The 24800-nt window shown below is 51.7% G+C and carries 18 protein-coding genes and 1 pseudogene; 17 read left to right on the top strand and 2 right to left on the bottom strand.

The annotated features are described in order from the left end of the window. The first annotated feature begins 45 nt into the window (after positions 1 to 45). From M4D81_RS19200 to M4D81_RS19150, 10 genes and pseudogenes are all read left to right on the top strand, one after another. Positions 46 to 816: an alpha/beta hydrolase gene (locus M4D81_RS19200; protein WP_260067696.1), complete on the top strand. Its 771-nt coding sequence runs from the start codon at positions 46 to 48 to the stop codon at positions 814 to 816. A gap of 21 nt (positions 817 to 837) precedes the next feature. Then, positions 838 to 2873: pseudogene (locus M4D81_RS34705) on the top strand (ABC transporter ATP-binding protein); the annotation flags it as partial. A 15-nt stretch (positions 2874 to 2888) separates the two neighbouring features. Then, positions 2889 to 3182: a P-loop NTPase family protein gene (locus M4D81_RS19185; protein ID WP_260067879.1), complete on the top strand. Its 294-nt coding sequence runs from the start codon at positions 2889 to 2891 to the stop codon at positions 3180 to 3182. Continuing rightward, the gene (locus M4D81_RS19180; protein ID WP_260067695.1) at positions 3179 to 3709 is read left to right on the top strand and encodes a DUF1854 domain-containing protein; all 531 of its coding nucleotides are present in this window, start codon (positions 3179 to 3181) and stop codon (positions 3707 to 3709) included. Before M4D81_RS19185 ends, M4D81_RS19180 begins: the two co-directional genes overlap by 4 nt. Before the next feature lie 23 nt (positions 3710 to 3732). Continuing rightward, the gene (locus M4D81_RS19175) at positions 3733 to 5946 is read left to right on the top strand and encodes an ABC transporter ATP-binding protein (RefSeq protein WP_260067694.1); all 2214 of its coding nucleotides are present in this window, start codon (positions 3733 to 3735) and stop codon (positions 5944 to 5946) included. A gap of 345 nt (positions 5947 to 6291) precedes the next feature. Then, positions 6292 to 6507, top strand: a complete 216-nt coding sequence (locus M4D81_RS19170) for a hypothetical protein (protein ID WP_397376713.1) — start codon at positions 6292 to 6294, stop codon at positions 6505 to 6507. A 165-nt stretch (positions 6508 to 6672) separates the two neighbouring features. Further along, complete coding sequence (locus M4D81_RS19165; protein ID WP_311200689.1) at positions 6673 to 7038, top strand: carbohydrate ABC transporter permease; 366 nt, start codon at positions 6673 to 6675, stop codon at positions 7036 to 7038. Positions 7039 to 7075: 37 nt separating this feature from the next. Further along, positions 7076 to 8944, top strand: coding sequence for a glycoside hydrolase family 127 protein (locus M4D81_RS19160; RefSeq protein WP_260067692.1), 1869 nt, complete (start codon positions 7076 to 7078; stop codon positions 8942 to 8944). A 196-nt stretch (positions 8945 to 9140) separates the two neighbouring features. After that, positions 9141 to 11039 carry a family 43 glycosylhydrolase gene (locus M4D81_RS19155; protein WP_260067691.1) on the top strand — a complete coding sequence of 633 codons (1899 nt, stop codon included), beginning with the start codon at positions 9141 to 9143 and terminating at the stop codon, positions 11037 to 11039. Between the two features lie 351 nt (positions 11040 to 11390). Continuing rightward, positions 11391 to 12785 (top strand): ABC transporter substrate-binding protein, encoded by a 1395-nt coding sequence (locus M4D81_RS19150; protein WP_260067690.1) that lies wholly within the window; start codon positions 11391 to 11393, stop codon positions 12783 to 12785. 89 nt (positions 12786 to 12874) lie between these two features. On the opposite strand, the gene M4D81_RS19145 is transcribed toward M4D81_RS19150, so the two are convergent. Then, positions 12875 to 13657, bottom strand: a complete 783-nt coding sequence (locus M4D81_RS19145) for a helix-turn-helix transcriptional regulator (RefSeq protein WP_260067689.1) — start codon at positions 13655 to 13657, stop codon at positions 12875 to 12877. 132 nt (positions 13658 to 13789) lie between these two features. Between M4D81_RS19145 and M4D81_RS19140 the strand changes: the two genes are divergently transcribed. The 7 genes from M4D81_RS19140 (at position 13790) to M4D81_RS19110 (ending at position 23681) form a co-directional block, all read left to right on the top strand. Beyond that, on the top strand, positions 13790 to 14614 hold the full coding sequence (locus M4D81_RS19140) for a sugar phosphate isomerase/epimerase family protein (RefSeq protein WP_260067688.1): 825 nt from the start codon (positions 13790 to 13792) through the stop codon (positions 14612 to 14614). Positions 14615 to 14682: 68 nt separating this feature from the next. Next, the gene (gene xynC / locus M4D81_RS19135; RefSeq protein ID WP_260067687.1) at positions 14683 to 15951 is read left to right on the top strand and encodes a glucuronoarabinoxylan endo-1,4-beta-xylanase XynC; all 1269 of its coding nucleotides are present in this window, start codon (positions 14683 to 14685) and stop codon (positions 15949 to 15951) included. Positions 15952 to 16326: 375 nt separating this feature from the next. Beyond that, positions 16327 to 18642 (top strand): helix-turn-helix domain-containing protein, encoded by a 2316-nt coding sequence (locus tag M4D81_RS19130; RefSeq protein WP_260067686.1) that lies wholly within the window; start codon positions 16327 to 16329, stop codon positions 18640 to 18642. 395 nt (positions 18643 to 19037) lie between these two features. Further along, positions 19038 to 19892 carry an ABC transporter permease gene (locus tag M4D81_RS19125; protein ID WP_311200688.1) on the top strand — a complete coding sequence of 285 codons (855 nt, stop codon included), beginning with the start codon at positions 19038 to 19040 and terminating at the stop codon, positions 19890 to 19892. A 24-nt stretch (positions 19893 to 19916) separates the two neighbouring features. Continuing rightward, positions 19917 to 20837: a carbohydrate ABC transporter permease gene (locus tag M4D81_RS19120; protein ID WP_260067684.1), complete on the top strand. Its 921-nt coding sequence runs from the start codon at positions 19917 to 19919 to the stop codon at positions 20835 to 20837. A gap of 52 nt (positions 20838 to 20889) precedes the next feature. Further along, positions 20890 to 22548 carry an ABC transporter substrate-binding protein gene (locus M4D81_RS19115; RefSeq protein WP_260067683.1) on the top strand — a complete coding sequence of 553 codons (1659 nt, stop codon included), beginning with the start codon at positions 20890 to 20892 and terminating at the stop codon, positions 22546 to 22548. A gap of 245 nt (positions 22549 to 22793) precedes the next feature. Next, positions 22794 to 23681 (top strand): sugar phosphate isomerase/epimerase family protein, encoded by an 888-nt coding sequence (locus M4D81_RS19110; protein WP_260067682.1) that lies wholly within the window; start codon positions 22794 to 22796, stop codon positions 23679 to 23681. A 226-nt stretch (positions 23682 to 23907) separates the two neighbouring features. Here M4D81_RS19110 and M4D81_RS19105 read toward each other — a convergent pair whose 3' ends face one another. Beyond that, a complete protein-coding gene (locus M4D81_RS19105) occupies positions 23908 to 24393 on the bottom strand; it encodes an SRPBCC domain-containing protein (protein WP_260067681.1) in 486 nt (161 codons plus the stop codon). Between the last annotated feature and the right edge of the window lie 407 nt (positions 24394 to 24800).

Raw genomic sequence — 24800 nt, 5'->3', positions numbered from 1 at the left:
GGACATAAAGCGGCGCTCAATCAATAAGATGAAGGGGAGAGGAATATGAAGGAGACGGCACCGGCTGGATACGACGTTCCGCGGGAGATCGCCAGGGGGAACATCGATACGGTGGAATATGCATCCGAAACGGTAGGCAATGATCGAAAGGCGATGATTTACACGCCTCCGGGATATTCGGAAGACAACGTGTACAACGTTCTTTATTTGCTGCATGGCATCGGAGGTGATGAATCGGAATGGCACCGTCATGGCGATCCGCAGACGATTCTAGATAATCTATATGCAGACGGGAAACTCGCGCCCATGGTCGTCGTGTTTCCGAATGGCCGTGCGATGCCGAATGATCGGGCGGAAGGGGACCTGTTTGCACCGGACAAAATAAAAGCATTCGAGACATTCGAAATCGATCTGCTAAGCGATCTGATTCCCTTTATCGAGTCACGATACTCGGTATCGACAGGTCGGGAAAACCGTGCGATTGCGGGGCTGTCCATGGGCGGGGGGCAATCCCTGAATATCGGCTTGAAGCATCTTGACCGCGTCGCATGGATTGGCGCTTTTTCCCCGGCTCCTAATACGAAATCTCCGGAGCAGCTCGTCCCGAATCCGGAAGAAACGTCGGCACGGCTCAAATTGCTGTGGCTGTCATGCGGCGACGAGGACAATCTGAAGCAGATAAGCGACCGGACGCACGCGTATTTGTCGGAGCATCGGGTTCCTCATGTTTGGTATGAGGAAAGCGGAGGACACGATTGGCCCGTATGGAAGAACGATTTGTATCATTTTTCCCAGCTCCTTTTTAAAGATAACTGATGTTGAAGGAAGCCTTGCGCCATGTTGGCCGGGCTTTTTACTTTCAGCCAAAAACGAAAGGGTAAAATCATGACGTTATTGCCGAAGGACATTGTGTCCATTTTGGACCAAAACGGTATAAAAGCTGCTGATCTCCTACACGGGATGGAGTGTGACCGGCTGCCGGACGGCGGTTTTTCAGAAAGCTATCTCGTATTGTCCCGAGAACACCTCCACATCTTTCGCGGCAGCGGCGTTACGAAGGAGAAGACATTTTCGGGTTATGCAGCCGGCCGGCGCAAAGCTGCCGGCAAGCCGGAGCAAGAGGGTTCCGGCGATTGGGCTTGGGAACGCATTCCCCTCGAACGACTCGAAGCCTTGACCATCGTTAATCTGGTCGCTTCCGGCATGGTTGTTGCCAAGGAAAAGGAGGAGCGAGTGATCGGTGCATTCACAAGCGGCCATATGAATCAGGCCGTCCGGTTTGCGCAAGCCTTCGATAAATTGAAGAACAACGAGCCGTTTGAAGCCTTCGAAATTGACGGAAAATCGGACGGGGCCTCATGCCCGACATGCGGATTGATGTACCCCGAAGAAGGCAGGCCATTCTGTCCGAAATGCATGAAGAGGCATGCGGTATTCGCACGTTTGCTATCATTTGCGGGCAAGTATAGGCTGTCCATCTTTTTTATCGTGTTGTTTATGCTGCTGAACTCGGCGACGGGTCTCGTCATTCCTTATTTCCAGGGCACCGTGCTGTTTGACCAGGCTCTTGCCGGCAATGGCGCTTTTGCGGGGCGGATCGGTCTGGTCATCGTGATCATTCTCGCATTCCGAACGCTGTCGCTGTTGTTCGGTATCTTGTTCGGCACCATCATCGCAAAGCTGGCGGCAAAGGTTGCCTTCGATTTGAAAGCAGCAGTATTTACCTCGTTACAGCGGTTGTCGCTCGATTTTTTTATGCGAAGGCAGACCGGCCATCTTATGACTCGCGTGAACAACGATGCGCAGGAATTGCAATATTTTTTCGTCGACGGGCTCTCCTACTTCATCGTGAATGCGATGAATATAATCGGCATCATTGCCGTGCTCCTGTGGATGGATTGGCGGCTTACGCTGATCTGCCTGCTGCCCATGCCGCTGGTCTTCTGGCTTGTCCGGACTGCGTTCCCGAAGCTGTGGCGCTTGTCATGGCGGAGGCACCGCAAGGTAAGCGCTCTGAATTCGATCATCAGCGATTCGGTTCGCGGCTCGCGGGTCGTCAAGGCATTCGGTAAAGAACAGGTAGAGATCGGCCGCTTTCAGCAGGCAAACGATGCATTCTCCGGAGCCGAGCAGCGCTTTAATAAATGGAGCGGAACCGTGTTTCCGATTCTCAATTTTCTAACGCAGGCGGGCGGAATATTGATCTGGGCGTTCGGCGGTTGGTACGTGATGCAAGGCCGGATGTCTTTTGGCTCCGTGCTTACGTTCGTCAACTATATGATGATGCTGTACGGGCCGATTCAGTTCATGAATAATATTATCGGCTGGTGGTCCAATTGCATGGCGGCTGCGCAGCGTATCTTCGAGATCCAGGACGCCGTACCTAGCGTAGCAGAGCGTCCGGGAGCCGTTTCATTATTGACAATGAAAGGCGACATCGAGATCGACAACGTGTCGTTCGGCTATGAGCCGAACAAACCGATTTTGAAGCAGGTGTCCCTGCGCGCGAGACCCGGGCAAATGATCGGCGTCGTCGGCCATTCAGGGGCGGGGAAGTCGACGCTGGTCAATCTCGTGTCACGATTGTACGACGTAACCGCGGGAGAGATCCGGATCGACGGCGTCAATGTCAAGGAGCTTTCGGTTGCTTCACTGCGTCGTCATATCGGGATCGTATCCCAGGATGTCTATGTGTTCTCGGGCAGCATCGCCGAAAATATCGCGTACGCCGATCCCGATTGTCAGACGGTGGACATTCTGCATGCGCCAAAATCGCGAATGCGCACGATTTCATCGAAAAGCTCCCGGACGGCTATGATACCCAGGTCGGATCGGGCGGTTACAGCTTGTCCGGCGGGGAGAAGCAGAGGCTTTCGATCGCCAGGGCCGTGCTGCACAACCCAAAGGTGCTCATTCTAGACGAGGCGACCGCCTCGCTCGATACGGAGACGGAGCTGCAAATTCAGCAGGCGCTCGATTCGCTTGTCAAAGGACGGACGACGATCGCGATTGCCCACCGGCTGTCCACGTTAAGGCAATCCGATTCTTTGGTTGTGATGGATAGAGGAATCATCGTCGAAGCGGGCACGCACGACGAGCTGATGGCGATGGAGGGCGTCTATAGGGAACTGGTCCGCAAACATGACGAAGCGCTCAGAATGAAGGGGGAGATCATCGCATGACGACGATGGACGAACATCGGGGGAAAGAGCTGGCGGATGCGGCGGGCATCCGATATTTGACCCCGGGCAATACGGATTTCACGGAGACAAACGGACGTATGCTATCGGTCTGTACCGGGGGCGAAGTGCATTCGCCGGTTTACGTGCATTGTTCCTTTCCGCATACGAACCAGCGCTCATTCTTGTCGATTCGTACGGCGGATAACAAGGAGATCGGCATGATCCGCCATCTTGACGATTTTCCCCAAGGCACGGCTTCCCTGATTGAAAGGCAGATGATAATCCGCTATTTTACGCCGGAAATAACGAAGGTTATTGCCGTAACCGAGGAGTTCGGCTATTCCTATTGGGAAGTTGCAACGACTGCCGGACTGTGCAGGTTTACGGTGCGAAACGGCAGCGGCAACGTCAAGTTCGCGGCGGAGAACCGCCTGCTGATTATCGATGTTGACAGAAACCGGTTCGTCATCCCGCAGGTGGACCGTCTGAGCGAGAAGGAATACCGAATGGTCGAAATGAGATTGTAAACGGCGGTAACGGAGGAAAATCGATGAATTTGAATTTCACGCTTTCAGAGCAGGATCTAGCGGCGGTACGGCAAGTCGTCGGAGCTGAGATCGCTTATTGCGTCCCGGCCGACCTGTCGGTGGAAGGGCGGCGGGTGGAAGGCTATCTTGCGATTGGCGGTGGCAGATGGGCCTATGTGCAAGACGGCCAGGTGCGAGACGAGGGAAACATCGCTGACGCCAGCGATTATAAGCTGGTGCCGTTCGTTGGCAATGCAGTCCTCGAAGCCACGGAGAACGAGACGAAGCGAATCGTCGTCCGGGTGACGATGCAGCATGCGGCCAGGTACGGCTATATCGCCCAAATCTTGAATGACATGGCTGCCACTCGCCCGATCCGTATTTATCATGATGAAGCGGATCCGGTTTGTGCAGCTTGCGGACGATCGCTCGTCCCGGGTACGCGGGTGTGTCCCCGATGCATGAGCAGAACAGCCGCTTTCAAACGACTGCTTATCGTGTCGAGAAGGCACTGGCGAGGCTTAATGCTTGGGCTTGGCGTTCTGATCGTCGCTTCGGGACTGGCGATGGCTGGACCCTATTTCCAGAAGCTACTCGTCAACGCTGCGCTGCTGCCCCCCGCCGGGCAAGAAGCGAACGTTAGGGTGTTCTTCCTTGCCCTCGCCGGGATGCTGTTCTCCCTGGCCTTCAGCGAGCTGCTCGGCATCGCCAAAAACCGGATCATGGCCAGCGTCAGTACGGGCATTGCGGCCGATTTGCGCAAAACGGTATTCGATCGGATTCAGATCATGTCGCTCGGATTTTTGACGTCCCAGCGGGCAGGAGACCTGATGAACAGGGTGACGGCTGATACGGACCGCATCCGTCATTTGATTCAGGAGATGTGCACAACGGCCATCTACCAACTGATCATCCTGGTCGCGTCAGCGGCGCTGCTCTTTACCGCCGATTGGCGGCTAGCGCTGGTCGTGCTCCTTCCCGCTCCGTTCGTTGCTTATCTGCACTACTATATTTGGAGACGCGTGCTGCACAAGCTGTTTCACAAGCAGTGGCGAATCTCCGATAAGGCGAACTCATTCCTTCACGACGTTCTAAGCGGCATCCGGGTCGTGAAGGCGTTCGGCCAGGAAGAGCGGGAAATCCGCAGATTCCGGAAATACAACGGCGAATTTGCCGCAGCCGCGATCAAGAGCGAGAAATTGTACAGCGTTTTATCGCCGATCTCGAATTATTTGATTCAGATCGGCCAATATCTCGTACTCCTGATCGGCTGCTACATGATTATCGGCCGGGAGATGAACGTAGGCGAGCTGATCCAGTTCAGCGCTTATGCCGCCATGATTTTCGGGCCGATTTCCTGGCTGATGTTCATGCCGCGCTGGATCGCGAATGCTGTCATTTCGATGCATCGCGTATTCTCGGTAATCGACGAGCAGCCGGAAGTCATGGATGCAAACAACGCGGTGGGCCACCGGATTCGGGGCTTAATCGAGTTCCGCGACGTTTTTTTTGGTTATCGATCTTATGAGCCTGTTCTGAAGGAGATCAACCTCACCGTGAAACCGGGGGAGATGATCGGACTCGTCGGCCACTCCGGATCGGGCAAATCGACGACGATCAATCTGATTTCCCGTTTTTATGATGTGAACGAAGGGGAGATTCGGATCGACGATATCGATATCCGGATGATCCGGCAGGAGGATTTGCGCTCGCAGATCGGAGTCGTGCTGCAGGAGACGTTCCTGTTCAGCGGGACGATCGCGGAGAATATTCAATACTCGAAGCCGGGCGCGAAGCCGGAAGAGGTTATTGAGGCGGCCAAAATCGCCAACGCGCACGATTTTATCATCAGCTTGCCTGACGGTTACGACACGAGGCTGGAAGAGAACGGGAACAATCTGTCGGGAGGCGAGCGTCAGCGGATCGCCATCGCGAGGGCCGTTCTAAACGATCCGAGAATCCTCATTCTGGACGAGGCGACGGCTTCGCTTGATATCGAGACGGAAGAGGCCATCCAGGAGGCACTGAGACGAGTGACGAAGAATCGCACGACGATCGCTATCGCGCATCGTCTCTCTACGCTGCGAAATGCCGACCGGCTTATCGTCCTTGACAAGGGGCGGATCGCCGAAATCGGCACGCATCGAGAATTGATGAAGAAGCAGGGAATTTACTACAATCTGATCTCCGCCCAGCGCGGCATGTCCCGCAAGAACGACCCTTCCGTGGTGGTATGACGCCGCCAGATGCTTACTGTGAAATAGACGAGATGGAAAACACAAAGATGGATCTTTATGAACGTTGGAGAAATTGAGCCAAGCTTCCTATTCTGAGCTGCTGCCCGACATAGTAAAGAGTACACTGAACTGTTCATCCGGGTGACCCTAAGTCTGCAAGATAGCCTGGAAAAAAACACGCTGTCGACCGGAGACCAGGCTGAAACGGTTTAAGGGAGGGCTGAGAGGAAACGGGCTGATCGAACCTATTTTCAATTCGGCCGATATTTCCTTATTACCTCCAGCCAGCCGGGAGTGGATGGATAATTATGAGAAATTGGTGCCGGGTCATCGCACATTTCCCATTTGTTTGCGTTTTATCCGGGCGAAGGTATTAACGTGAATTCCACGCCCGAGCTGACTGCAGCGGCTCGAACGACATGGATCGCAGGCTGGCTGACGGCGTCGGACATACCGGCTGGAGCCGTGCGTGGTTCATCAACTTCTGGGTACAAACCGTTGGATGCCGACAAAGCTTACGAATACGTAAGAGCGATGCTCCACCACTCCACGCTGGTTTGATCCGTCTGCTGTTCGTTTTGCGTAACAGCTGGAGCGATGGGTAAGTTAGAGGGCTGCTGTCACGCTTATCCCGACTTTTCTCGGTTGGCAAATGGTGGTCGAATCCAACAGTTATTTGCCCTTGATTTTGCCAGCCTGGTTCGGTGGCGGAGCGTTTAACATTTTATTAATAAGGCAGTTCATAGAACGATCCCTAAATCACTTGACGAAGCAGCTCTTGTTGACGGAGAAGGTTATTTTTACATTTTCACGCATGTTATTTTTCCTATATCCAAATCGGCCGTCATTGTGGTTGCGCTGTTTCAGTTTCTGGGTGTGTGGAACGATTTTTTGGGCCCGCTTGTTTACATCAACAAGGAATCTAAGTTCACGCTGGCGCTTGGCCTGCAGCAATTTATTGGCTATTACACAGCTCAATGGGAGTTGTTGATGGCGGCGGCCACGATGGTTCTCGTTCCGCCTATTATGCTGTTTATGTTAGGACAAAAGTACTTTATTAAAGGCATTGCGGTATCCGGGCTGAAAGATTAAAAGCTCGTTCTGCCGATATATCGAAAGGAGGAACTCAATGAAAGCATTGAGAGGCAAACAGGTCATTTTGAAAGAGCAAGAACTGATTCGCAGGGAACGAGCGAACAGAAGCTATCTGATGAAGCTGGACAGCGGTCATCTGTTGTTTAATTATCATTTGGAGGCCGGAAGATTTCATGGAAGAACGATTCCCGAAGGTGCGCACGGCGGTTGGGAAACGCCGGTCTGCCAATTGCGCGGCCATTTTCTTGGTCATTGGTTGTCTGGTGCGGCGTTGCATTATGAAGAAAGCGGCGACATCGAATTAAAGGCCAAACTGGATGCTATTGTGCATGAATTGCATGAATGCCAACGCGATAACGGCGGTCAGTGGGTCGGTCCGATACCCGAAAAATATCTGCACTGGATTGCAAGCGGAAAAAGCATCTGGGCGCCCCAATACAATTTGCACAAAATATTAATGGGGTTGGTCGATGCCTGGCAATATGCCGGTAATCGGCAGGCCCTGGATATCGTGGATCGGTTCGCGGACTGGTTTGTCGAATGGAGCGGCACATTCACAAGAGAGCAATTCGACGATATTCTCGATGTGGAGACAGGCGGAATGCTTGAGGTTTGGGCCGATCTGTTGCACATAACCGGAGCGGACAAATATCGTGTGCTGTTAGACCGGTATTATCGCAGTCGGCTGTTTCAACCCTTGCTGGAGGGCAAGGATCCGCTTACGAATATGCATGCTAACACTACGATACCGGAAGTGCTCGGCTGTGCGAGAGCTTATGAGGTTACCGGAGACGACAGGTGGCTGTCCATCGTCCAAGCGTATTGGAATTGCGCTGTAACGGAAAGGGGAAGCCTTGCGACAGGCGGTCAAACCGCTGGAGAGGTCTGGATGCCGAAGATGAAGATGAAGGCCCGCCTAGGTGACAAAAATCAGGAGCATTGTACTGTCTATAACATGATCCGACTAGCAGATTTCTTATTTCGTCAATCTAGCGACCCTACCTACGCGCAATATATCGAGTACAATCTATACAATGGCATTATGGCGCAAGCCTATTATCAGGAATATGGTTTGACTGGTAGTCAGCATAACTATCCCAGAACCGGCCTGCTGACCTATTTCCTCCCCATGAAGGCCGGTCTGCGCAAGGAGTGGAGCACGGAAACCGACAGCTTCTTCTGCTGCCACGGCACGATGGTTCAGGCGAATGCGGCCTGGAACATGGGAATTTATTATCAGGACGGGGATATCGTCTATATCAGTCAATATTTCGATTCCGAGTTGCACACAAGTATCGCTGGAACCCTCATACGGATCGTACAGACGCAGGACAAAATGAGCGGCAGCCTCCTATCCTCGTCTAACACGGCCGGGTACCAAGCTATTAATGATACAGCGTCGACAAATGAAAATATACCTACTTTTCGCAAATACGATTTCGTTGTATCTGCTGCCGCACCGACAACGTTCACGCTCCGCTTCCGCATACCTGAGTGGATCATGGCGGGAGCATCCGTGTACGTCAATGACGTTCTGCAGGGGACGACTCTGGACAGCGAGAACTTCTATGACATTCACAGAGCATGGAAGGAAGGCGATACCGTCTCGATTATGCTGCCAATCGGCATTCGGTTTATTCCGCTACCGGACGACGAACGAACAGGTGCCTTCCGATACGGGCCAGAAGTGCTGGCAGGCTTGTGCGAATCAGAACAGCAGCTCTATATGAGGGATGAGGATATTGCGTCCGCTATCGAGAACGAAAATGAACGTGAATGGGGGAGTTGGCGGTATTTCTTCAAGACAGTCAACCAGGAACCTGCCATCACGTTCAAACGAATTCGGGATATCGGGTACGAACCTTATCAAATTTACTTCAAAGTAACGCGTACAAAATTATAGTGAAGAGAGAAAAATAAAATATTCTGTGTGTCCAGCCGATCAACATCCATTCCTGCGATAGATTTAGGCTGATGACTAGTACGATCAAACAGGCGGATACCGAGATCGGTAAAATTGCCATTTTCGTAATGGAGATTTGAGAGATGTAAGCTGTCGGAGGTCTCATATAACGTTCCTGTTCGGCGGGACGATCGGAGTGAATATTCATTACTCGAAGCCGAGTGCAAAGCTGGAAGAGATTATTCTTGAAAAGCCTTATCCGTTAGGAGGGAAGGAGCAGCTTATGGAAAATGAAATTCTCAGCGTTCTCTGCTATACGAGAGAACCGCTTGAACCGGAAATCTATTCCCCGAAGCTTGCATATAGCATGCATCTCGCTTACACCGAAGACGGGATGAGTTATCGGGAGCTTAATCACAACTCGGGGGTGCTGTTCGCTAAAGCCGCCGAGCTCTCAAACGCCACGCTGTCCGCCAAGAGTTTGAAGAATCCGTACCTGTTCCACATGGCTGACGGAAACTTTGGCGTACTGGCCATTCGGACGGAAGCGGACGGTTCTCCCGATCAGCAGAGCAAGGGCTCGGTGCTTTTGTTCACTTCCCCGGACTTGCTGCAGTATCGGGAGCTCGGTCTGTTGAACCTAACGAACGGGCTTCATGTACAAGATATCATGTGCGAATATGAACTTGCTTCCCGAAGGTATATCCTTCGTTGGCGTGAAGAAGACGGAAGGTATTATCAAAGGGAAATGGCGGACGTGACATGCCCGGACGACGCTGCCAAGCCGAAGCCGTGCGAAGCTTTCACGCTAAGCCCGAGACGCGTCGACATTGAAGGAGCAGTGCCCCGCAATGCGATACGTGTATCGCGAGGCGTGGCTCAGAGGCTGATTCATAAGCTTACGGTACCGGTTCATGTGCGTAATGAACTGCCGGAGCGTGTGGCCGTTACGTCCAAAGAACAGTTGCAAGCCGTTAAAGTGACGGCGATATACAGTGATGGCACAACCGCGATCAAGCCGATTGAGTGGGATGCGTCCGAAATCGATTGGAGCCGTCCCGGAACTTATCGCATTTCTGGAAGCATTCGGCAGGATCGCTATACGTTTCCGATGGCGACGAACCGTGCCGACCCTTGCATTGCTCGGTGGGACGGAAGGTATTATTTTGTCGCGACCAATGATGCCGACGGCAACCATACGATATCGATCCGGGAGGCGGATTCCATATTCGGTCTGGTCTCGGCAGAAGAAACCAAAATCCTGGGTACAGGCATGCATGATCATCTGAAGCGATTTCTGTGGGCGCCTGAACTTCATGGCATCGGCGGCGATCTGTATATTTTTCTTGCCGGCAGCAGCGGCGAATTCAAAGACATTCAATCGCATGTTATGCGGTTAAAGAATGGCGGCAATCCGAGAATGGCTGCGGATTGGGGGGCCCCGATCCGGGTCGCCAGGAATGACGGAAGCCCGCTGTTTCAAGCCGGCATAACGCTGGACATGACCGTATTAGAGCGGAAAGGCCGTTTATATGTGTTCTGGGCGCAAAGGGAATTGGTACCGCATGACCTGGGCTCGTGGATCTATATCGCCGAGGCGGATCCGAGGGAACCGTGGAGACTGATATCGGAGCCTGTCCTGCTGTCCAAGCCCGATTACGGCTGGGCGAACAATCAAACGTTCGTGGAGGAAGGGCCCTTTGCACTCATGACAGACCGGAAGATCTTCGTGACGATATCCGGTGCTCTGGTCGATGCCACGTATTGCGTCGGCATGCTCAGCGTCAGTTCTGACGCTGATTTGCTTGACCCGAACCAATGGACGAAGCGAAATTACCCGCTGCTAACCTCCAGTAGCGTGCCGGGCGAATACGGGCCAGGACACAATTCTTATGTGAAGGACGAGGAAGGAACGATCTGGAGCGTATATCACGCTCGTCCAGGCATCGGAGAGCCCCGCTGCTCGGGTCTCCGTCGCGTGCATTTCGACGTTGACGGTGAACCGATGCTGGGCTTGACGGAAGAGAAGGACCTGAATCCAGCGCTTGCGTCCGTATACCTGGATGTGCAGGTGGAAGCATTGGTGGAAGGCTGACGGAACAACAACTTTTCTGGGTTGTGCGAATTGTTGAACATGAAGAACAAAAGAAGCGCCGTGTTCCCGTGTGCGGGTACGCAGCGCTTCTTTTGCGTTTTGACGACGTGAACCCGAGGTTAATCCTTTGCCAATGATGAATTCAGATTGGGCACACCGTCTAGCCGACGCTCATGCGCTTTCCACTTTCCGGCTCTTTGCGTTGCCCAGAGCATCAACACTTTTAGTAATTACAAATCGTGTTTAGTTTCTCTATGGTTCGTTTTCGCAAGCAGTTATATGATCTTGGTGAGCATCAAAATGAAAGCGCTGCATATTCATGCAGCCAAAAATTAAGGGGGGAATTAACGCATGTGGATGCGTAAGATCAGTCTGCTGTTCTGCAGCCTGATTCTGGTGATCATGACGGCATGCAGCAGCGGCTCGGGCGGCGACGCGAAGACAGTCGAGCCCGGCAAAGCGGAAGAGGCCGTTAACGCGCCTGCGGAAGCGACAAACGAGCAGCCGACAAACGAATCAACCAGCGAGGAAGACATAACCGGTACGCCGGAAATGGATTTTGATATGGGCGGCAGCACCATCAAATGGGTGTCCTGGTATGACGAGTCCATTCAGGAAGACAACCCTGACAACATTAATCGGAAACGAAATTTGGAAGAGTTAATGGAAAAGCATAATTTTAAAATGGAATACGTAACCGTGGATTTCGGCGAGTATCAGGATAAGGTGACAGCTTCGCTGGTAGCGGGCGAACCGATCGGCGATATCATCCGGGTTGCAAGGCCATGGATGATTCCGACGCTGGTCAATCAAGGTTTGTTCGCGCCAGTGGATGAATACACCAAGAATGAGAAGGTATTCATCCAGCAGTATACGAACGAGTACTCCCAATACGAAGGAAGGGGCTACGGGTTCAGGACGGGGATCAACGGCGCGTCATCCGGCATTTTCTATAACCGCACGTTAATGAATCAATTGGGCATGAAGCCATTGCAGGAATACGTGAACGAAGACAAATGGAATTGGGATACGTTCATTCAAGTCGCGAAAGAAGCGAACAAAGATTCAAATAACGACGGCAAGTTGGATATTTGGGGTCTTGCAACCGCATCATTGCTGGTTCCTGCAATGGCTTCGAACGAAGCGAATCTGGTCATTCTCGATCAGCAAGGACTCGAGGATCCAAAAACCTTGGAAGTGCTGAACTTCTTGTCGCGCCTCGCAACCGAGGCGGTCGGGAGACCAACGGAAGGGGGAGACTGGACCGAGCCGGGCCAATTTTTCCGCCAAGGCAACACATTGATGTTTGCAGGCAGCGATTATGAAATGGAAAACTTCAAGAAGGACATGCCGGATTACGATATCGGCTTTCTCCCATTCCCGAAAGGGTCAAGCGCAACAAGTTATCATTCGCATAATACGATCCCAAACTACTTGACGATTCCAAGCGCGGTGGAGCATCCCGAACGTCTGGTCTACATTTATGAGAAAATCAACGATATCGAGTCGATCTACGACTATCCGAAACAATCTACGCTGGAGACTTTATTCAGCAACGAGGACGATATTGAAAATGCCAAGATGGCCGGTGAGAGCATTAAAGTGATCGATACCGAGAGCGGATATCCATCGATGCCTTATTACGATTTTATAGGGGAGATTATGGAAGGCATCCCGGTTTCGACGGTCGTCGAGAAATATAAAGGACCGTTCCAGTCAGCAATTGATGCGGTTTGGAAAAAGTAATCGTGGCCTCAAATGGAATCACAGCCAGTCCTCCCGTCATTTTGAAGGGATGAGTCAGGTACAGCGTTACAGATGGAAGCGATTTCAAGTCAATGCTTCTTAACGGAAGACGGTGGATAGCCTTTCGCTTCCTTGAACACTTTGCTGAAATAGGAAAGATCTTGAAAGCCGCAGGATTCGGCGGCTTCCGTCACGGTAACGCCGCCGGCCATCAGCATGATTTCAGCGTTATTCACGCGTATCCGCTGCAGGTATTCCTTGTAGGTCGAACCGGTATTCTTTTTGAATAGTTTCCCTAAATAAACGGGATGGAGGTTGAACTGCTCGGCGAAGTCGTTAAACGACAAGTCTTCCGCATAGTGTTCTTCGATGATGGAAGCCAGCTTCTTGATCCGCGGATCCATGTGCATGATCGTTTGGCGATGCATACCGTGAAGCAGCCGGTGGAGAATGAGTTCGAACAATGCACGGGCATGGATCATATAAAACGGTTGTTTATTCATCCACACGTGGTTGAACTCCCGGATGTAGGCAAGGATCTCCTTGGTGATCAATTTCTTCGTTACGACGCCAAACGGAAGCCGGATATGATTGTGCGGTTCGGCCCAGAAAAAATTGAAAGGATACGCATGCATGGGAGATTCCTTGCATGTATGGGCTTCCCGTACGCTTCCCCCCGGAACGTACACCAGGTCGCCCGCCTCAACTGCAAATTTTTTGCCGTCAATGTAGTAGTTTGCCCGGCCATCAACGACGAACGTCAAATCGTGAAACCCGATCCGGGCCTTCTGTATTCTCCAATCCGGATAACATCTGCGGTCCACGAACAGAAAAATATTCGGTACGAGATGAGGGTGATACTCGAGCTCCATGCGGATATCGCCTCCTTTTTAAACAAATTGTAATGTCCTCATGAACATTTACAACCTGTGGTTGGATGGTCATTTCCCGATGTATCGCCACTTGATCATGTGAAATCATCCGTTAAGAAAGGGAAGGGTCCAATGATTACGTTAACCGGATTTGCAGACGAGATATCCCCGGATTTGGATGTACAGCTGGATGTCCTAGAATCCGAAAGCATCCGTTATCTTGAGCTTCGAGGCGTTTGGGGGAAAAATGTGCTGCAGCTGACGAAAAAGGAAGCGTTGACCGTGAAAGAACGATTAGCGGAGCGGAGGGTCGGAGTCTCCTCGATCGGATCGCCGATCGGGAAAATCCAAATCACCGACGACTTTGAAACCCATCTCGAAGACGCTCGGCGTGCCGTTCGTCTAGCCAAGTTTTTCCATGCGCCTTTTGTACGCGTGTTCTCCTTTTACATTCCGGACGGGGACTACGAGAAGCATCGGCCTGAGGTGTTACGGCGCATGCAACGACTCGCTCGGTTGGCTGAACGCGAAGGCGTGGTTCTGCTTCATGAGAATGAAAGCCATATTTATGGAGACACCGGCGAGCGATGTTTGGATCTGCTTCAAACGGTTTCATCCTTCCATTTGCGGGCAGCCTTTGATCCGGCGAATTTCGTGCAGTGCGGCGTGAAGCCCGTCAATGAGGCCTATCCACTGGTAGGCGACTATACGTCGTATGTTCATGTGAAAGACGCCATCATGGGGAAGGGGACCGTCGTACCTGCAGGCGATGGCGACGGCGAGCTCCGCGAGCTCATTCATGAGCTCAGCCGCAGGCGATTTTCAGGGTTTATGTCGTTGGAGCCGCATCTGCGCGCCGCCGGAAAATTCGAGGGATTCACGAATCCGGGGCTTTTCGTTGTGGCATCCAAAGCGATAAAGCGATTGTTAGCGGAGCAAGCAATGGAATGGAATTGACCGGCTGAATATTGATTCAACGCGTGACCTTGGTTTGAGGAGCCAAAAAATTCGAGAGGAGCAGTCTCATGAGTTTACGGTTTAAGAAATACTTATGCGTATGTTTGTCTCTTGCCATCGCTTTGTCCATTCTGGTTGCACCTGGCAATATTGCCGCAGCCAGCGATGCCGTCATCAATGTCTCCTCGGAGAAGCAAGTGATTCGCGGCTTCGGAGGCATCAACCACCCGGCATGGATCGGCGATTTGACGGCAGCACAGAGAGATACCGCATTCGGAAACGGGGCGAATCAGTTAGGTTTCTCAATATTAAGAATCTACGTGCATGAAGACCGAAATCAGTGGCATCGTGAGCTGGAGACGGCCAAACGGGCCATTGCCCTTGGAGCCATCGTATTTGCTTCCCCATGGAATCCGCCGGCCGATATGGTTGAGACCTTCAACCACAACGGCGATACGACGGCAAAGCGGCTTCGTTACGACAAATACGCCGCGTATGCCCAGCATCTTAACGATTTCATGACGTACATGAGAAACAATGGCGTCGATCTGTATGCGATATCCGTCCAAAACGAACCCGATTATGCACATGACTGGACGTGGTGGACACCGCAGGAAATGCTTCGCTTTATGAAAGAAAATGCCGGATCGATCAACACGAGAGTCATCGCGCCGGAATCGTTCCAGTATCTGAAAAATATGTCGGATCCGATTTTGAATGATCCCCAGGCGCTTGCCAATATGGATATCCTCGGCGCTCATCTGTACGGCACGCAGATTAGCAATTTCGCTTATCCGCTGTTCAAACAAAAAGGAGCGGGAAAAGATCTCTGGATGACGGAGGTTTACTACCCGAACAGCGACAACAACTCGGCGGATCGCTGGCCCGAAGCTCTGGATGTGTCTTACCATATCCACAACGCGATGGTAGAGGGAGATTTTCAAGCTTACGTATGGTGGTATATCCGCAGATCTTACGGTCCGATGAAGGAGGACGGCACGATCAGCAAACGCGGCTACAATATGGCTCATTTCTCCAAATTTGTCCGCCCCGGTTATGTCAGGGTGGATGCCACGAAAAATCCTGAATCCAACGTTTACGTATCAGCCTATAAAGGTGACAACAAAATCGTTATCGTTGCGATTAATCGGAGCAGCGCCGGGGTCAATCAGAACTTTGTTCTGCAGAACGGATCGGTTTCGCAGGTATCAAGGTGGATCACGAGCAGCAGCAGCAATCTTCAACCCGGAACGACACTCAATGTAACGGGGAGCAACTACTGGGCCCATCTTCCCGCGCAGAGCGTTACCACCTTTGTAGGCGAACTCGGGCGGTAACTCACCGTCAACGGTACCGGTAGTTATCACAAAGGTAAATCATTTTAACAAAGAGCTGTCTCCAGGTCATACAGGCGACTTGGAAGGGCAGCTCTTTGTTTTGGGCTGGAATTGATCCGAAATTTCAGCTGATTATAGTTGGATGCATGAAAGGGAGCAAAGCGCAGTCCTGGGTTCCCCCTATGCCCTAGGCGATTACTTCGGTTTATCCTATTGCCTTGTAAAGGAGTTTGCGGCCATTCTTCTCCTAGCCGGTAGCCATATCGTAAGCAAATTGTACCCCGAGGAAGGAATTGTACCTTTTTCTTGCGAACAGTGAAGTGTATCATCGAATTGCCTTGTTTTTGAAAACGCTTTCTATTGAGGAGGGTACGTATGCAGCGTTTATGGTCCAAGTTCTCCCCGGTGTTCCGCAGATTTCTGATCTCCTACTTGATTGTGCTCTTAATCCCTCAAATTGCGGGTTATGCATCGTACAGGGCTTCAATTGAAGTAGCAAAATCAAGTTCGATTGAAAACAGTCTGAGTTCCTTAAATCTGGGAAAAGAGATCATCGAGCGTCATCTGGTGGAGGTGGAAGCCTTCACGAAGCAGCTTGCGATCAATCAGGATCTTTATCGTCTCATCGCTGATCCCAAGCCGCTCGACAGCAACAACGTTTACGGCTTGGGACGCATGCAGCGCAGCCTGTCCATGTACAGCAGCACGAATGATTACCTCTCCAATTTCTTCATCTACATACGCAATTATAATGCCATTATTACGCCGAATACCCTCTATTACCGGCCCGAGCATTATTACGAGGCGAATCGGCTTGAAGGGCTGACGTTCGAGGATTGGGAGGAGGCCGTATTGAAGAAACCGCATCTAAACGAGATGATTCCGCTTAAGAAATATAGGCGGGAAATCCGCGACACGGTGTTTGTTGAGTCGCCGGCCGTCACGTTTCTGCAATCGATCCCGCTTAACAGCTTCAACAATCCGCAGGCGATGATCGGCGTACTGATCGATGAAGATCATATGGGCAGCCTGCTGCAAAATATCGTGGATCAATACGGCGGCTGGGCGGTAGTTGCGGACCGGGAAGGCAGATTGATCCTGTCCCGCGGCATCGACGAAGAGGAAGCCAAGCGCTTCACCGAAGCTTCTTCCGATGAGAACGGCGAGGTCAGCCCCACGGGAGACGGACGGCTGTTGATCTCCATCCGGTCCGACCTGAACGGCTGGACCTATATAGCCGGAATACCCGAGCAGGCGCTGATGACGAAGGCCGATAGAATTCAGCGGGTCACGATGACGTTTACGCTGACTGCGCTGATCATTGGCTTGCTGATTGGACTTATCCTCGCTTACCGGCACAGTGCAAAGGTCCAGTCGCTCCTGTCCGTGTTTCGCGAGCAAAACCACAATTCCCGGGAGAAGATCGGCAACGAGTATGATTTTCTGGCCGGCAATATCGCGGCTCTGATCGCTAATAACAAATTGTTGGAGTCCTCACTGAACGATCAGCTCCCGCTGCTTAGGGATGCGTTTATCAAACGGCTGCTGACTGGCGACTTCTATACGCTGCGCGAGTTAGAGGCAGTTTCCGGTCAGACGGGAGTCCCGCTCCGCGGCGAGCAAGGACGCGCAGGCATTCTGAAAGTCGCCGGATATGGCAGTGCCGACAGCGAAGAAATCATCCAGGAACTCAGCGTTGCCCGGTTGATCGTCCGGCAGGCTTTGAGCCGGCTGGAACCCGATGTGCTGGTTACGGACTGGGGTTCGGACCAGATCGCTTTCGTGCATCCGCTTGCCGGGGAGCCACTTGACGACTTAAATCGTCGCCTGGAAGCCGGTCTGCTTCAACTGGTCGATACGGTATACCGGCATCATCGATTGTCGATTACGATCGGGCTGGGTTCGGTGTTCGACGCTTGGAACGGTGTGGGCGACTCGTTCAACGAAGCGCAGCAAGCGCTGGAGTATGCCGTTCATACCGGGGCGGTCGGCATCACCCGGTTCGACGATGCGATGAAGGCTACGGAGCTGTACTATTATCCGATTGAATCCGAACAACGTATGCTCAATACACTTAAGGCGGGTGAGCTCGAGGAAACAAGCCGCCTTCTTGACCAGCTGTTCAGCCGGAACTTTGAAGAGAGGGAGCTGTCGTACGATATGACGCAGCAGTTCGTGATGGAGCTCAAGGGAACCTTTCTGAAGCTGGCCGAACAAAGAATATTCCACGACGAGTCGCTCACCGACCATATCAAAGAGCAGATCGCTGCAGTTACGACGACGGATGGGGTAGATCAGCTCAGGGAGCGATTCGGGCAGCTCATTCATGAGATCTGCATGGATGTCCGGAAGAAAAAATGCGACATGCACGCCGAGACCGTGGGTGAGATTATCCGCTACATCCACGAGCGTTATTCCGACGCCGAGCTGACGCTTTATCGTATCGCGGAGCATATCGGCAAGCCCGAGAAATATATCTCCCAAATGTTCAAGGAACATACGGGAACGAATCCTTCGGACTACATTGAACTGGTGAGGATCGGCAAGGCGGCCGAGCTGCTGCAGCAGAACCTTTTGACGATTGACGAGATCGCCGCGCAGGTGGGGTATAACAGCGCGCATTCGTTTCGGAGGGCCTTCAAGCGGGTTCGCGGTGTGTCACCGAGCACATTTCGGCAAATGGCCGATTAAGGAGACGGCGGGCTCGCCAATCTTTTCGCGGAAAGAGGAAGGTCAGCCGCCTGCTTAAACGAATGGATCGAACGTCTTGGCGGACGTTTTTTAATCGAACCCGCCCAATGAAAAACCGAGTGAAATCAAGGCTTGGAGAGCATCTGTTTCCGAAAATGTACGGTACGGGAGAAAGTGTGCCTTTACGAAGCCGAGCTTGCAATTTTATGATTACGCACAAGAAAGCGCTGCCAAATAAGTTCTGGCTTCATTGGCAGCTACTCATCGAAGGAGGGATGGAACTGAGTACTCTATTTTCCAAGTCCAAAACCGTCAGAGCCCCGAGCAATACACGTTCGGAAATCGGGAGATTTGCCTCCCGAAGCTTCAGAAGACATTGGCAGCTGTATCTGCTGATCATTCCGCCGGTCTTGTACTTCATCATCTTCAAGTACTTGCCTATGGCAAACGCCGTGCTTGCCTTCAAGAATTATAACGTGGTGAAAGGGATTTGGGGCAGCCCATGGGTCGGTACGCAGTATTTCGAGATGTTTTTTCGCAACCCGGCGTTCGCGACGCTGATCAAAAATACGCTGTACATTTCGTTCTATCAATTGATCGTCGGGTTTCCGATCCCGATTCTGCTGGCGCTGGCCTTGAACGAGGTGAAGAGCGCAAGGTTCAAAAAAAACGTGCAGATGGTCACCTATGCGCCATATTTCATCTCCACGGTGGTCATGGTGTCCATCATCATGCTGTTCTTGTCCCCGCGTCTTGGGATCGTGAATACGATTACTGGCGCGCTTGGCTTTGAAGCGATCAATTATCTTGGAGAGCCTGGCATGTTCCGCACGGTCTACGTGCTGTCCGACGTATGGCAAACCATGGGTTATTCCGCCGTGATTTATCTTGCTGCTCTGGCGGGAGTGGACCCGTCATTATATGAAGCTGCCAAGGTGGACGGCGCCAATCGGTTCCAGAAGATCCTGAACGTCGACCTCCCCGGCATTCTGCCGGCCGCGGTCATTATTCTAATTCTCAGTGTAGGCAGCATCATGGCGCTCGGCTTCGAGAAAATGTACTTATTGCAGAACCCGCTGAACCTGTCCACGTCCGAGATCATTTCTACGTATGTGTACAAAATCGGATTGTTGAATGCGAACTACAGTTTCGCCACGGCAGTCGGATTGTTCAATTCCTTGATCAATCTGGTGCTGCTCTTGGTTGTCAACGCCATTGCCAAGCGGGCTTCTAATACCAGCCTCTGGTAAACTTCGAGAAAGGGAGTGAGTGACATGAACGCATTGCGGGCCCATTCCGGTAGCCGGCGGAGCGTGAGGATCAAGGAGTCGCTGGGGGACCGCATCTTTCTGACCGTTACCTACATCTTGCTGACCTTGGTTCTAATTGCCGTGCTGTATCCGCTTATTTACATCGTAAGCTCATCCCTGAGCAGTCCTAGCGCTGTCTCTGCAGGCAAGGTGTGGCTGTGGCCGGTCGACGTATCGCTGGCAGGGTATGAGGCGGTGTTCCGAAACGGCCAGGTGCTGACGGGTTATGCCAATTCGCTGTTTTATACCGTTGCCGGTACGTTTATCAGTGTATCCCTGACCATCATGGTCGCTTACCCGCTGTCGAAAAAGTCGTTTTTCGGCCGCACGCCGCTTATGGTTTTCATTACATTCACCATGCTGTTCTCCGGCGGTTTGATCCCGACCTATCTGGTCGTCAAAACGATGGGCATGATCGACACGCGCTGGGCGCTGCTCATTCCGAACGCCGTATGGGTATGGCAGGTCATTATCGCCAGAACCTTCTTTCAGACCTCGATCCCGGATGAGCTTTCCGAGGCTGCGGATATCGATGGATGCAGTGACATCCGCTACATTTTCAGCGTCGTTCTTCCGCTTGCCAAACCGATCATTGCGGTGCTCTCACTTATGTATGCGGTGGGACAGTGGAACGCTTATTTCGATGCCCTGATTTACTTGAAATCGCAATCGCTCTATCCGCTTCAGCTCATTCTCCGCAGCATTCTCATCCTGGGCAGCGGAACGGGCAATATGGACGCCGGGGAGATGGTGAAGCAGCAGCAAATGGCCGAGTTGATGAAATACTCGCTCATTGTGGTGGCAAGCCTCCCGGTGCTGGTGATCTATCCGTTCGTACAGCGTTATTTTGTGCAGGGCATGCTGATTGGCTCCGTGAAGGGCTGATCCTGGGCTTCGCCCGTTATGTTGATAACCAATTCATGAGGGGGAGATTGATTTGAGAAAAACGGGAACCCGTCTGCTTGTTCTCATACTAATGCTTATTTTCGCGCTTGCCGGATGTTCCGGCGGAAATGTCAACGAAGGAAGCGAAGGAACGGAAGGCGGCTTACAGGATTCCGGTGAGAAGGTTACGATCAACGTATTTGCCCATCAAAGCTCGGATGTGGATCTGAAAACGAACAAGTTTACGAAAAAAATGGAAGAGCAATTCGGCATCAAGTTCAACTGGATAACCGTTCCGTTTGACGGCGCGGCCGAAAAGCGGCAAATTTCACTTGCGTCCGGCGACTATCCGGATTTGTATATGCTTATTCCTTGGGTGGACCGTTTCTCGCAGACGGATTTGCTGAAGTTCGGTCAGCAGGGGGTGATCATCTCGCTTAACGACCTGATCGAAGAGCATGCTCCCCACATTAAGGAAGTACTGGAGAACAACGAATATTATAAGGCTATGAACACCGCTCCTGACGGCAAGATTTACGGATTGACCGGCTTAAACGAATGCTTCCACTGCTCGTACCCGAATAAAATGTGGATCAATACGAAGTGGCTTGATCAGCTCGGGCTTGCGCAGCCGACGACGCCGGAAGAATTCAAAGCGGTCCTTGAAGCCTTCAAGACGCAGGACCCGAACGGAAACGGCAAGGCGGACGAAGTGCCGCTCAGCGGATCCGTCGAAAATTTCGGCGTTCACGTGATTCCGTACCTCATGAACGGCTTTATTTACAACGACGACAGAACGTATCTCATCATGAAGGAGAGCAAGATCGACACCGCGGCGAACAAACCGGAATGGCGGGAAGCTCTGGCCTACATCAAATCGCTGTATGACGGCGGACTCATTGACCCGGGGGCGTTTACGCAAAATGCAGGCGCGTACAAAAAAATCGGGGATAACGCGGACGCACAGCTTTTGGGTGCCGGAGCAGGCATGCATCCCGCGCTGTTTTTAACCACAGGAGAAGATGCACCCTACAGCAAGGACTACAACCCGCTTGCGCCTCTGCAAGGACCGCACGCCAATTATGCAACGTTCAACTATCCGATCGATCCGGGCGCATCCTTCGTTCTGACGAATAAAGCGAGCAAAGAGACGCAGATCGCCGCCATTAAAATGCTGGATTATTTCTATACGCAAGAAGGGGCAATGCTCTCTTATCTCGGTGAAGAGGGCAAGAGCTGGCGCAAGCCGCAGGATGGGGAAATCGCACTCAACGATAAAGTGGAGCCTCTCTATAAATCGATCCCGCTCGAATCCGGGGAGCAGCCCCGCAATGACAGCTGGGGAGCACTCACCCAATATAACCATCACCGGGCATACCGCGATGCCGAGGTTCAGGGCACGGATATTTACGCGAACGATGGTTACGAACGCCGCCTGTACGAGGCAACGTTACTGATGGAAGGCAAGGAGCCGAAGGAAATATTCCCTCACTGGGCGCTATGGGTCGATCCGTTGGTCGCCGATGAAGCCAGCATGATGCAGACCAACATCAAAGACTATGTCGACCAGAACGCTCTGCTGTTCATTACCGGCGCCAAGAGTCTGGATAAAGATTGGGAGGATTACGTGAAAGGACTGGAGGGTTTGAACATACAGCGTTATCTAGAAATCATGCAGGCTGCCTACGATTCATCGACGATATCGAAGTAGGCTGCGGCGCGGTAAGCTCGGATTCTTGGGGGCAGGAGTCCAGCGCGCAGGAAGCGGAGGGCGACAGCTGGCTCCTGCCGGAATCGAAGAAGATCAAGGCTTTGGTGGTGCTGGAGGAGTCAAGTCTAGAAACTCCCGCAATATTGAACTAGTGAAGCACAAGATAGGAGGAGAAAAAGGAGGGAAATCTAGTTATACTGAACTTGCATACGCATACTAACATTAAATTGGGAGTGGTAAATTACATGGCGAATTTATTGCGCATCGGAACGTTGGTTGGCGGCGGGGATGCTGCACGCGTAATTCCTCAGATTGCGCCCCACGGCTTTGAATCGTTCAGCCTTACCTTCTGGCAGACGACAGGTGCTACCGATCTTGTGGAGACGGCCAAGCAAGTCCGTGAGCTGCAAGCTGAACACGGTTTTATCGTGTCGACGCTGGGGATCTTCGGCAATCCGCTAACCGGAGAAGGCGGTAATGCTGATACTTTGGCGAGCTGGGAGCGTCTGATCGATCATGCCCATCTGTTCGGCACCGATATCGTTTCCGGTTTTACCGGACGATTGACGGGCGAATCCATCGACGAATCCATTCCGCAATATGCGAAGGTGTTCGGCGAGCTGTCCAAAAGAGCGGCAGATCAAGGCGTCCGCATTGCGTTCGAGAACTGCGATATGGGCGGGACATGGGAGACGGGGGATTGGAATATTGCCCATAATCCGACGGCATGGGAGATGATGTTCAACGCCATCCCGTCGGACCATATCGGCCTGCAGTGGGAGCCCTGCCATCAGATGGTCTCTTTAATCGATCCGATTCCGCAGCTGCGGAAATGGGTGGATAAAGTATTCCACGTCCATGGCAAGGACGCGACGATTGCTTGGGATATCGTGAGGGAATATGGCATTCATGGGCCGAAGCCTTATGTATGGCACCGTACGCCCGGATTCGGCGACATCGACTGGACCGACATCATCACGATTTTGCGGCAGGGCAACTATGAGGGAACGATCGATATTGAAGGCTGGCACGATCCCGTATATAATGGGGAGCTTGAGATGACTGGACAGGTTCATGCGCTTCATTATTTGAAGCGATGCCGAGGTGGAGATTTCATACCGAATCCGGTATGATTTTTACTACTTAAGCTTTGTCGGGGCGGCTGTTTTTAATTATGTTATCAAGTTCTAGTCAAATCATAATAACAAGAACTTGATAACATCCCCGACTGATGACAAGAACATGGTTACATTCTCAATATGATTTCATCGATGGCGGTATTAAACTAACGGGCAGGATAGTTATAAACAAAAAATCACCTGTGGTTGGTGTTTTTTAGTGTCGGCTATACCAAAATGTTTATATCTTTAGGTACTCGACTAATTGATCGAAGGTTCCGGTAAATCCGTTTTGAACGGTCTCACGTGAAGATAAGAAGGTTTTGTTCTCTTCCTCAGTCGGGGATACGGGAACAATAATCGTTGTAATCGTTGTTTTTCCGTTGTCCTCGATGAACGTCATGGTATTCAAGATTTCAAGTGGCCAATTTGCATCAAAGGGGGCACGTACAACGTTACCTTCCTCATCAGAAAAGAAACTGGTGTAAACGATTTTCTCCGACGCAACAATTTCACTGTATACAAATTTAACCCACATGATGTCGCCGTCAGAAGGTTTCTGGCTGTAGTGAAAGACACCGCCCGGCCGGAAATCTGCTTCCGCAACATGAAACGCCCAGCCTTTTGGCCCCCACCAGTTCCGAAGATGTTGTGATTCGGTGAATGCCTTAAACACAAGTTCTCGTGGAGCATTGAAAGTATAAGTGATTTCGATTTGAGTTGACATCGCGATTCCTCCAATAATTTTTTTGGTATTCTCAATTACCGTCTCCCGGCATTCAATGAACCTGGTTGAAAACAAATGGATCCAATCGTTCAGTTCCAAAATGGGCTGCGGCCCCAGCTTTTAGATACGGCGATTCACACTTGGATGCACCTAACAAGCCTGGAATCAGTAAGTACACGTAGATGTATAGAAACCTGCTGTTGATGGAGCCTGGTCGTTCTGCTATTTGTTATGGTATCGCCCATATAAACGTATCTCCTTTCTGGATACAATATATCAATACAGGAATATTCCTGTCAAGGAATACTGTCGATTTGAATAAGATTTAACTATTTCACTACACTCATGGGATTGTTACCTGCTGGCATTGCCGGTAACATCAATGGTTTTTAGGGTAAGAGACGATT

The organism is Paenibacillus sp. p3-SID867 (assembly GCF_025142895.1).
Lineage (GTDB): Bacteria > Bacillota > Bacilli > Paenibacillales > Paenibacillaceae > Paenibacillus_AQ.
Note: the sequence above shows the minus strand (reverse complement) of the source record. Positions and strands in the feature narration are given on the sequence as shown.